This is a genomic window from Neorhizobium phenanthreniclasticum (assembly GCF_040066075.1).
GTDB classification, from domain to species: domain Bacteria; phylum Pseudomonadota; class Alphaproteobacteria; order Rhizobiales; family Rhizobiaceae; genus Neorhizobium; species Neorhizobium petrolearium.
On the sequence record NZ_JBEAAL010000007.1, the window covers coordinates 129089 to 138776 of the forward strand.

At 60.0% G+C, this 9688-nt stretch carries 12 protein-coding genes and 1 tRNA gene; 9 read left to right on the forward strand and 4 right to left on the reverse strand.

Annotation, left to right across the window (positions count from 1 at the left end; genetic code table 11):
- The first annotated feature begins 517 nt into the window (after positions 1-517).
- Together ABK249_RS12250 and ABK249_RS12255 are read left to right on the forward strand one after the other, a co-directional pair.
- The gene (locus ABK249_RS12250; protein ID WP_037147029.1) at positions 518-1216 is read left to right on the forward strand and encodes a DUF599 domain-containing protein; all 699 of its coding nucleotides are present in this window, start codon (positions 518-520) and stop codon (positions 1214-1216) included.
- Positions 1217-1232: 16 nt separating this feature from the next.
- Positions 1233-2228, forward strand: a complete 996-nt coding sequence (locus tag ABK249_RS12255) for an acetyltransferase domain-containing protein (protein ID WP_348863009.1) — start codon at positions 1233-1235, stop codon at positions 2226-2228.
- A 3-nt stretch (positions 2229-2231) separates the two neighbouring features.
- Here ABK249_RS12255 and ABK249_RS12260 read toward each other — a convergent pair whose 3' ends face one another.
- The gene (locus tag ABK249_RS12260; RefSeq protein WP_037147032.1) at positions 2232-2618 is read right to left on the reverse strand and encodes a MerR family transcriptional regulator; all 387 of its coding nucleotides are present in this window, start codon (positions 2616-2618) and stop codon (positions 2232-2234) included.
- Positions 2619-2680: 62 nt separating this feature from the next.
- Positions 2681-4096: a magnesium transporter gene (mgtE, locus tag ABK249_RS12265; RefSeq protein ID WP_348863011.1), complete on the reverse strand. Its 1416-nt coding sequence runs from the start codon at positions 4094-4096 to the stop codon at positions 2681-2683.
- 186 nt (positions 4097-4282) lie between these two features.
- On the opposite strand from mgtE, the gene ABK249_RS12270 reads away from it, so the two are divergent.
- From ABK249_RS12270 to ABK249_RS12280, 3 genes are all read left to right on the forward strand, one after another.
- Positions 4283-4774, forward strand: a complete 492-nt coding sequence (locus tag ABK249_RS12270) for a peptide deformylase (protein ID WP_348863136.1) — start codon at positions 4283-4285, stop codon at positions 4772-4774.
- A 65-nt stretch (positions 4775-4839) separates the two neighbouring features.
- Positions 4840-5097 (forward strand): BON domain-containing protein, encoded by a 258-nt coding sequence (locus ABK249_RS12275; protein WP_052182684.1) that lies wholly within the window; start codon positions 4840-4842, stop codon positions 5095-5097.
- Between the two features lie 65 nt (positions 5098-5162).
- Positions 5163-5660, forward strand: a complete 498-nt coding sequence (locus ABK249_RS12280; protein ID WP_052182685.1) for a BON domain-containing protein — start codon at positions 5163-5165, stop codon at positions 5658-5660.
- Here ABK249_RS12280 and ABK249_RS12285 read toward each other — a convergent pair.
- Both ABK249_RS12285 and lipB read right to left on the reverse strand, forming a co-directional pair.
- A complete protein-coding gene (locus ABK249_RS12285; protein WP_348863014.1) occupies positions 5657-6079 on the reverse strand; it encodes an OsmC family protein in 423 nt (140 codons plus the stop codon). The genes ABK249_RS12280 and ABK249_RS12285 overlap by 4 nt on opposite strands.
- Before the next feature lie 10 nt (positions 6080-6089).
- Positions 6090-6809, reverse strand: a complete 720-nt coding sequence (lipB, locus tag ABK249_RS12290; protein ID WP_037148467.1) for a lipoyl(octanoyl) transferase LipB — start codon at positions 6807-6809, stop codon at positions 6090-6092.
- Positions 6810-6985: 176 nt separating this feature from the next.
- On the opposite strand from lipB, the gene ABK249_RS12295 reads away from it, so the two are divergent.
- The 4 genes from ABK249_RS12295 (at position 6986) to ABK249_RS12310 (ending at position 9626) form a co-directional block, all read left to right on the forward strand.
- A tRNA-Leu gene (locus ABK249_RS12295) sits at positions 6986-7070 on the forward strand.
- A gap of 119 nt (positions 7071-7189) precedes the next feature.
- A complete protein-coding gene (locus ABK249_RS12300) occupies positions 7190-8110 on the forward strand; it encodes a DMT family transporter (protein ID WP_037147038.1) in 921 nt (306 codons plus the stop codon).
- A gap of 100 nt (positions 8111-8210) precedes the next feature.
- Positions 8211-8921 (forward strand): hypothetical protein, encoded by a 711-nt coding sequence (locus tag ABK249_RS12305; protein ID WP_037147040.1) that lies wholly within the window; start codon positions 8211-8213, stop codon positions 8919-8921.
- Between the two features lie 87 nt (positions 8922-9008).
- Positions 9009-9626 (forward strand): GNAT family N-acetyltransferase, encoded by a 618-nt coding sequence (locus ABK249_RS12310; RefSeq protein ID WP_037147042.1) that lies wholly within the window; start codon positions 9009-9011, stop codon positions 9624-9626.
- The last annotated feature ends 62 nt before the right edge of the window (positions 9627-9688 follow it).

A 9688-nucleotide genomic window follows, 5' to 3' on the forward strand; every position in this document is an offset into this window, starting at 1 on the left:
GCGCGGAGATACGATGTTGGCAAAGTCTATGTCAGACAGCCGGAATGTTCCAGCGATTGCCCGACATCGGGTTTGATGCCCGCGACATGAGGCAAAAATAGAAACGGCGCGGTTTGAATACCACGCCGAAAGGCCAAAATCCCGCCCGAAAGATTAAGATGAGATCGCGTCTGCAGGTCAGAAGGCGCCGAACAGATAGGCAAGGGCCATCGCACCGGCAAATCCCACGAGGGCCTTGAATGTCACGCCCCAGCAGGATTTCTGAGCAGTCTCTTCCATGTTGTCTCCAGGTTCTTGCCGCATGAGATAACGTCCTCTCCGGATCGTTATGACTAACGGTCTATTAAATTCCCGCCGGCTTCGCAATGAGAAAAATGGCGGAAAAAAGACCGAAATCGCATACCTGCTATGAATTAACGTTTCAAGGTTGTTCGCCGTTCCGGACGCGTACTTGCCGTGACAACCGAAACAACGCATGACGAAAAGAGATGGACGATTCTTCTGCCTGGTGAGGCCCATGACGATCGCCGACTACATTGCTCTGGCTCTTTTCGCCCTTCTCTGGGCTGTCTATTCCTGGATAACGGCGGGATCGGGCGCCCGCTTCTTTCCGCGCGCCAGCCTGAACCGCGCGATGGCCGAACGCCGCAAGCGGTGGATCTACAATTCACTCCGGCGCGATCTGAAGATGATTGACACTCAGATTTTAGCGGGCTTGCAGAATGGCACGGCCTTCTTCGCTTCGACCTCGATTTTCGCGATCGGCGGCTGCTTTGCCCTGCTTGGCGCAACGGACCAGGTGGAAGCCGTCTTCAGCAATCTGCCCCTCGTCGCCTATAGCGGTCGCACCGCTTTCGAGATCAAGGTGGCCGGTCTCACCTTCCTGTTCGGTTACGCCTTCTTCAAGTTTGGCTGGTCCTATCGTCTCTTCAATTATTGCACCATTCTCTTCGGTGCACTGCCGATGATGAGCGACACGAATATCGATCCGGCGGCGGCAGAGCGGGCCGCCGATCAGGTCGTGCGGATGAACACCATCGCGGCCAAGCACTTCAATGCGGGGCTCCGGGCGCTCTTTTTGTCGATCGGCTATCTGGGCTGGTTCGCCGGGCCCTATATGTTCATGGCGATGACCTTGTTCGTGATCTTCGTGCTCGCACGCCGGCAATATTTTTCCGAGGCCCGGCTGGCGATCATGGATCGCGACGTCCTCTAATCCGGAAAGACCGCCAGTGATCGTTGCAGAAAGCCAGAATCCCGCGCCTAAAATGCCCCGTATCACGCTGATCGACACGCTGCGCGGTTTGGCGCTGATCGCCATGGCGACCTATCACTTCACCTGGGATCTCGAGTTCTTCGGTTATCTCGATCCCGGCACGGCGACCCAGGGTTTCTTTCGGGTCTATGCCCGGTCGATTGCCAGTTCCTTTCTGTTCCTCGCCGGCGTCAGCCTGGTTCTGGCGCATTTTCCGACGATCCGCTGGTACTCCTTCTGGAAGCGCTTCGCCATCGTTGCCGGCGCGGCGATCGCGATCAGCATCGCGACGCTGGTCGCTTTCCCGAATGAGTGGATCTATTTCGGCATCCTGCACAATATCGCGCTGTCGAGCCTGATCGGTCTGGCCTTCCTGCGCCTGCCCGCGCTGGTCACGGGCGCAGTCGTCGTCCTGATCGCCGCCGCAATGATCATCGACTACAGCCTTGCGCCGGGGCTGCTCGATTCGGCGGCCTTCAACACCCGGTTCCTGAGCTGGCTCGGTTTTGCCGAAATCCCTCCGCGCTCCAACGACTACGTGCCGCTCTTTCCGTGGGTGGCAGCATTGCTGGCCGGTGTTGCTGTCGCCCGCTTGGCAATCTCCATGAACTGGCTGCCGCGGCTTGCCGCAATCCAAACGAAGCCGAATCTTCTTTCAAAAGCCGGACGCCACAGCCTGATCATCTATCTCGTGCACCAGCCGGTTCTGATCGCACTCGTCTATCTCGTCTCGCTCGTCCATCCCGCTCCACCGCCGGACCCCCGACAGAGCTATATGCTGAGCTGTGAAGCCGGTTGCAACAGGCAGGCGAACGATCGGGCGCTTTGCGAGCGCTTCTGCGGCTGCACGGCCGACCGTCTCATGGCACAGTCGCTAATCATCCCACTGCAGACCGGCACGATCGCCCCCCAGGACGACCGTGTCCAGGCAATTGCCGAGGAATGCTCCATCGGCCTGCAGTTATCTGATTGAATATCACGTCCCGACGCCGATTTCGGCAAGCCGCGTCAGGCAGGCTTCCTCGACATTGTTGAGTTCAGCAAGCGTATCGTCGATGTCCTTGCGCTTCTGGCGCAGCTCCTCGCGTTTCTCGTCGACGCGCTTCATCAGGAGCTTGAGTTGCCCCATCTCGCCTGGCGGTTCCTTGTAGACCTGGATGATTTCGCGGATCTCGGCGATCGTGAAGCCGATCCTGCGACCGCGCAGGATCTCCTGGATGAGCCTCCTGTCCGCCGCCCTGAAAAGTCGCGTGCGACCCCGGCGCTCCGGATGGATAAGGCCTTCATCCTCGTAGAAACGAAGCGTGCGGGTCGAGACTCCGAATTCGCGCGTCAGTTCCGTTATGCTATAATATTTGTTCACAACCGTATCCTGTTACCCATCCGCCCAAAATAATTGACTTTTACGTAACAGTCAATTTTCGCTCAGTTCAGCAGCCAGAGGGTTGCCAGTCCCAGGAACGAGAAGAAGCCGGTCGTGTCGGTAACGGCGGTGACGAAGACGGCGGACGACACCGCCGGGTCGGCGCCGGCCCGGTCCAGGACCAGCGGAATCATGATTCCGGCCATGGCGGCTGCGAACATGTTGATCAGCATGGCGGTGGCGATCAGCCCGCCGATATGCACGTTGTGGAACCAAAGACCCGCCACGATGCCGACGAGGCAGCCGATGACGATCCCGTTGATGAGGCCGACGCCTGCTTCCCGTCGCGCGACGCGCCAGGCGTTATGGATGTCGAGATTGCGGGTGGCGAGTGCCCGCACGGTGACAGTCATCGTCTGCGAACCGGCATTGCCCCCCATGCCGGCGACGATCGGCATCAGGATCGCAAGCGCCACGACCTGCTCGATCGTCGCCTCGAAAAGCGAGATCACCGAGGCCGAAATGAAGGCAGTGAAGAGGTTGACGAGCAGCCACGGCACGCGCGAGCGCGATGTGTCGGTGACCGAGTCGGAGAGTTCTTCGTCGCCGACGCCCGAGAGGCGCATGATGTCCTCTTCCGCCTCTTCCTGGATGACGTCGACCACGTCGTCGATGGTGAGCACGCCGACCAGCCGCCCGTTCTCGTCCACGACGGCGGCCGAAAGAAGGTCATACTGCTCGAAGATCTGTGCCGCCTCCTCCTGGTCCATGTCGGCGGGAATCGGATGATTGGTCTCGCGCATGATCGTCTCGATCTTGATCTGACGCTTGGTGCGCAGAATCCTGTCGAGGTCGATGACGCCGAGCAGCTTGAATGTCGGGTCGATGACGAAGATCTGCGTGAAACTCTCCGGCAGGTCCTCTTCATCGCGCATGTAGTCGATCGTCTGGCCGACGGTCCAGAATGGCGGCACGGCGACGAATTCCGTCTGCATGCGCCGGCCGGCCGATTGTTCCGGATAATCGAGCGCCCGCCTGAGCCTCACCCTTTCGGTGAACGGCAGCTGCGCAAGAATCTCCTCCCGATCCTCGTGGTCGAGGTCTTCGAGAATGTAGACGGCGTCGTCCGAATCGAGATCGCCGATCGCGGCCGCGATCTGCTCGTTCGGCATCTGGTCGACGATTTCGAGGCGGATCGCCTCGTCCACCTCGGTCAGCGCGGTGAGGTCGAAGTCCTTGCCAAGCAGCCTGACCAGCGCTTGGCGCTGCTCGGGCAGGATCGCTTCGAGAAGATCGCCGAGTTCCGATTCGTGCAGGCGGGCAACGTGGCTCCGCAGGAAGAGCACGTCGCGGTCGGCGATCGCCGCCCCCACCATCGCCAGGAAATCGGCGCGGATCGAACCGTCTTCGGAATAGATATCGTCGCCGGCCTCGTCGGTATTTGTGCGCAGGCGGTCGTCTTCGCCGATATCGCTCATCTGCCGCCCTCGCTGCTCGTATCCGACAAAAGGAGAATGGCGGCTGAAAGCATATTGTCAACAACCGGATAGCTCTATCCGATGCTATTGCTCGTGCCACCGGTTTTCCTGCTAGAACAATTGGCGGCGCGGGTCCAGCCGGCACTGCAACGCACCGCATGGAAGATGCTCGAAGGGAGTGAAGACATGGCCGTCTGTCCGATCCTGAAATATCCCGATCCGGGCCTTGCCAGATACTGCCAGCCGGTCCGTGTCTTCGATGAAAATCTCAAAGCCCTCGCCCATGATCTTCTCGATACGATGAGGGCGGCGCCTGGCGTCGGCATCACCGCCGCCCACATCGGCATCTTCACCCGCCTCGTGGTGCTGGAATTGTCGAAGGAGATCGGCCCGCGCTTCTATGCCAATCCGGAGATCCAGGCTCTTTCGGAGGAAACGATGCGACACATGGAAGGCAGCGTCTCCATGCCCGGCGTCACCGACGAGATCGAACGCCCGCGTAAAATCCGTTTCCGCTATCAGGATATCGAAGGGGCCTTCCATGAGGAGGAAGCCGAAGGCTTCTATGCCGTCTGCATGCAGCACGAGATCGACCAGCTCGACGGCATCTTCTGGCTGAAGCGGCTTTCTCGCCTGAAGCGGGAGCGTCTGATCCGCAAGTGGGGCAAAGGAAAATAACCCATCGAGGCGAACCAAAATCGCATCCACTCGTTTTCCGGTCGCAGCAAGCAGGAGCTACGGCCATGAATCCAACTGCAGACAAGACAGCAGCCGAACTGGAACGACAAGTCTCCGAAAGGCTGGCAAATCTTCCCGATGTCGACGCGTCCATGATCGAACCGCATGTCGAAGGAACAAGGGTGATCCTGGAGGGTTCCGTCGATACCGTGTTTTCAGCACGCAAGGCGGTGCTTAGTGCGGAAACCGTGGATGGCGTCCACGATGTCGAAAGCCATCTGACGCTCACGGGCAACAAGGATGGCGCGTCAGGGCGTCATTGATGCTATACTGTCCGGCGCACCAGGCAATGCGCCGGGTCCGGGATTGCAGGCGACAGGAGATGACCATGCCGGGCAAGAAAAAGGCTGACGACATTTCCCGCGAAGAAGATTTTCGTGACTACGACGACCGAAATATCGATGAGGGCTGGCCCTATGATGATGACCCCGGCGCAGACGGCCGGCCGATCGACAACGCCGCCTATGGCCAGCCGGCTGCCAATTTCGATACCGAGCAGAATCGCGGCTATCGTGTCGACGAAGCGGATTTCGACGGTCTGGAGGAACGTGTCGTCGATAGCATCCATCCTGGCACCGAAGGCCTTGAAGATGCGGATGATATGGAAGAGCGCGTAACGGACGCGATCGAAAATCTCGACCTGATCGATATGGACTCGATCGACGTGCATGTCGACGAGGGCCGGGTGACGCTGGAAGGCGTGGTTGACGATGCGGCGACCTCCCACAGGATCGTTCGCACGGCACAGGGCGTTTCCGGCGTCCGTCACGTCGTCAATAATCTCCGGCTCGAGGGCGTCGACAGCCGCATTCCTGATGAAGACTAACCGATCTCGACGGAAAACTCGGGCGAGCTTTTCAGTGTATTGCTGACGGTGCAGATTTCTTCGGCCATGTGGATGATCTCTGCCTTCTGCTCGACGGCAAAATCCCCTTCGACACGGAAATCCACGATGAAGCGGGTAATCCGTGAAGGACCCTCATGGGCCTTTTCACCGGTCACATGCGCCCTCACCTCCGCAAGCTTGTCGAGAACGCCGAGCTTGCTTGCCGCGATCCGGCCGCTGAGCACGAGGCAGGCGGCAAGCGAGGAGAACATCAGGTCGAGCGGATTGAAGCCCGGTTCCGAAGCGCCCGTCACGACCTCCACCTGGCCGTTCGTCTCGCTTGTCACCTGTGGGTGACCGGTGCGTCCGAGCACCGCCGTCGCGCCGATCGGGCGGGCCTTCACTTTCAGTTCCACCATTGCCTTCTCCTTACCGCTCCGAAATCGTCTGCCCGAAAATTTCCTCGAACGCCTCGCGCAGCCTCATGTCCACATCGGCCATCATCACCGGCAGGCCGAGATCGACGAGGCTCGTGACACCATAGGCACTGATCCCGCAGGGCACGATGCCGGAGAAGTGCGAAAGGTCCGGATCGACATTGAGGGACAGGCCGTGGAAGCTCACCCAGCGGCGAAGTCGGATGCCGAGCGCGGCGACCTTGTCCTCGGTCATCGAGCCGTCTGGCAGGCGCGGCTTTTCCGGTCGGCGTACCCAAACGCCGACGCGGTCCTCGCGCCGCTCGCCGCGCACGTTCATCATGTCGAGCGTGCGGATCACCAGCTCTTCCAGCGCCGCCACATAGGCGCGCACGTCCTGCCGCCGGCGCTTGAGGTCCAGCATCACATAAGCGACCCGCTGGCCGGGGCCATGATAGGTATATTCGCCGCCGCGGCCTGTGGAAAACACCGGGAATCGGTCAGGCTCGATGAGATCGGCGGAATTGGCGCTGGTGCCGGCGGTGTAGAGCGGTGGATGTTCGAGCAGCCAGACGAGTTCGTCTGCGCGCCCGTCGGCGATCGCAGCAACCTCCTGCTCCATTTCGGCCACCGCCTCCTCATAAGGCACGAGCCCATCGGAAATCCGCCAGCGTACGGGAGGAGAACCGGGCTTCGGCAGCATGGAAAGATCAAGGTCGGTGCGTGTCAGCATGGAGGTCTTCTGGCAAAAACGACGGGAGGCGGCAAGGGCCGGTTTCCCGGCCGCTTCCATATAGGCATTTCGACTGCCGATTTTTATCCTTCAAAAATCTGTCACGGCACACTTGTGCCCGCGAAATCGTTTTGCTACATGCTGCCCCGCCGGCGCAAGTCGGCACCTACCACGATGCGGTCGTGGCGGAATTGGTAGACGCGCAGCGTTGAGGTCGCTGTGGGGCAACCCGTGGAAGTTCGAGTCTTCTCGACCGCACCAGACAAACCCGCTTCGGCGGGTTTTTTGCTGTCCGGGCCTGTCTTTCGCCCCATGTGCCAGCCGCTTGAAGATCGTCACCCGCTGTGATTTGAAGAAGACTGTTCTTCGAAAGCGCCGGCATGCCCCCGTCCACATCCGAAAATCCCTTGAAGGGCATGGCCATCATGGCCACCTGCATGGTCATCCTGCCGACGATGGACGCGATCGCCAAATACATGGCGACGTTCGAGGCCATGTCGCCCGGCCAGGTGACGTTCTACCGATTCTTTTTCCAGCTCGTCTGCATCCTGCCGCTGGTTCTCCTCACCAGTACGGCCGTCTTCAGGGCGAAGCGCCCCTGGATGAATCTCTTCCGCGGCGTGCTGCATGCGGCGGCGAGCCTCATGTTCTTCGTCGCGGTCAAATACATGCCGCTCGCCGACGTCTTCGCCATCTATTTCGTCGAGCCCTTCATGCTCACCATGATGTCGGCGATCTTTTTGGGAGAAAAGGTCGGTTGGCGGCGCTGGTTGGCGATCGTCGTCGGTTTCGGCGGCGCCATGATCGTCATCCAGCCGAGCTATGCGATCTTCGGCTGGACGGCGCTTCTGCCGGTGATCTGTGCCTTCCTCTATACGCTTTACCTCTTCCTGAACCGGGCGATCGGCGAAGCCGATTCGCCGCTTGTCATGCAGACCATGGCGGGCGTCGGCGGCACGCTCTTCATGGCGGCAGCACTCGGCCTGGGCGACCGTATGGGCGGGGCGGATTTCACCCCTTCCCTTCCCGGCTCCTGGTTCGGACTTTTCCTGCTGATACTGCTCGGTTCGATCTCCGGTTATATGCACCTGCTGGTCGTTCGCGCCTTCCGCCTGGCGCCGCTTTCGCTGCTCGCACCCTTCCAGTATTTCGAGATCATCTCCGCAACGGTATTGGGATACGCCCTCTTCGGCGACTTTCCGACGGCCTCCAAATGGCTCGGAATAGCGATCATCGTCGCCTCCGGCCTCTTCATCATCTGGCGGGAACGGCTCAAATCGAAACAGGCCGAAGCCCTTTAACGGTTTCCTTGAACGCCGGTTAACTCCGCTCCTTTCAGCACTCTCAACTTCTTTTCCGTATGCTCCACATGCAGTTTCATGATGAAACGGGGAGAGGAAGATGAGCGGGTTCCGCTTTTCTTTTCCGGCATGCGTCATCGCCGGGAAGGGTCGGATCGTGGCCGACGATGTTTTGATGCTGCGCAAATACGCGTTTCCAGATGGCATCCGCTCCTCCAATGACGCGCTTGCGCTTTTTGCGCTGAACGAGGCTTGTCCCGAGTCGGGTCCTGAATGGACCGCCTACTTCATCGAGAGCCTGACGATGTTCCTCGTCTACGGAAGTACGCCAGAGGGTGTCATCGATGATGGCAAGGCGGCTTGGCTGATGCGCACGATCACCACTGACGGCGCCATCCATTCCGCTCTTGAACTGGAACTCCTGCTGCACACGATGGAAGTTGCATCCGAAGTGCCGGAAAGCCTTTCCGCCTTCGTGCTCGATCAGGTCCGCCTGGCTCTCGGACCGGATCCCCGCGGCGCTTATCACGCAGGCCGTCCTGCTGCTGAAGGCATCTCGGCTTACGATCTCGCCTATATCTGGCGCGTCCTGCGCGGTGCCCTGGAACGCGGCCGGCTGGTGCTTTCGCCACTTGAAGCACTGGTGCTGCGCGAAATCGATCGCCTTGCCGCCCCCTCCGATCACCATCCCGCCTGGCGCGAGATGATGGCGGCGGTTGTGATGGTCGAAAGGCCGAAGGAGATGCTGCGCGCGAAGCGGTGGCTGGCAATCGATGACCGACATCTTCTGGACGAACATGTTGCCGCATAAACTGCCCTGGGCTTGCCTTTCGGCCGGTCGATTGTCGCGCCAGAGCCACGCCATTGACATTCGAGCGTGAACTGGCTCCAAAGCGGCATGAAGACCGAAAATCCTCCGCTTCCTTCCGGCTATTCCGCCGTCCCGCCCGGCAAGCTCGCAAATGTCGAGACACGACTCGAAATGTTTGCGCGGCCCCCTGCAAAAGCCGCACCTGAGACTGATGCATCGCTTGTCCTCAAGCGCTGGCTATCTCCCGAGATAGAGGCTTACCGTGCGCTTTTCCGCGCGGTCGGCGAGGATTGGATGTGGGTTTCCCGCCTCGTCATGGCCGATGACAAACTTGCTGCCATCCTGAGGGATCCGCAAGTCGAAGTCTTCAGGCTGATGGACGGCGATCGCGCCATCGGCTTGCTGGAACTGGATTTCCGCGAAGAAAGCGAATGTGAACTGACCTTCTTCGGTCTCGTCGCGGACGCCATCGGCAAGGGTGCCGGCCGCTTCCTGATGGATCGTGCAATCGAAATCGCCTGGTCACGTCCCATTCGTCGCTTCTGGGTGCATACCTGCACTTTCGATCATCCCTCTGCGGTAAAATTCTACCAGCGTTCCGGCTTCCGGCCCTATGCCTTCATGGTCGAAGTCATCGACGATCCGCGCCTTGTGGGCCTGATGCCGAAAAATGCAGCAGCGCATGTGCCGCTGATTGAGTTCTAGTACGCTCACCAATTCCGACCGAGGGCGGTTCCTTACGGCTTGAGCCGCAGCACCTCCCCGTG

Coding starts and splice junctions, on each gene's coding strand:
- mgtE (WP_348863011.1), bottom strand. CDS start 4,096: ATGAGCGATATCGGCGAAGACGACCGCCTGCGCACAAATACCGACGAG.
- ABK249_RS12285 (WP_348863014.1), bottom strand. CDS start 6,079: ATGGTGGAACTGAAAGTGAAGGCCCGCCCGATCGGCGCGACGGCGGTG.
- ABK249_RS12250 (WP_037147029.1), top strand. CDS start 518: ATGACGATCGCCGACTACATTGCTCTGGCTCTTTTCGCCCTTCTCTGG.
- ABK249_RS12300 (WP_037147038.1), top strand. CDS start 7,190: ATGCCCCCGTCCACATCCGAAAATCCCTTGAAGGGCATGGCCATCATG.
- ABK249_RS12310 (WP_037147042.1), top strand. CDS start 9,009: ATGAAGACCGAAAATCCTCCGCTTCCTTCCGGCTATTCCGCCGTCCCG.
- ABK249_RS12305 (WP_037147040.1), top strand. CDS start 8,211: ATGAGCGGGTTCCGCTTTTCTTTTCCGGCATGCGTCATCGCCGGGAAG.
- lipB (WP_037148467.1), bottom strand. CDS start 6,809: ATGCTGACACGCACCGACCTTGATCTTTCCATGCTGCCGAAGCCCGGT.
- ABK249_RS12270 (WP_348863136.1), top strand. CDS start 4,283: ATGGCCGTCTGTCCGATCCTGAAATATCCCGATCCGGGCCTTGCCAGA.
- ABK249_RS12275 (WP_052182684.1), top strand. CDS start 4,840: ATGAATCCAACTGCAGACAAGACAGCAGCCGAACTGGAACGACAAGTC.
- ABK249_RS12280 (WP_052182685.1), top strand. CDS start 5,163: ATGCCGGGCAAGAAAAAGGCTGACGACATTTCCCGCGAAGAAGATTTT.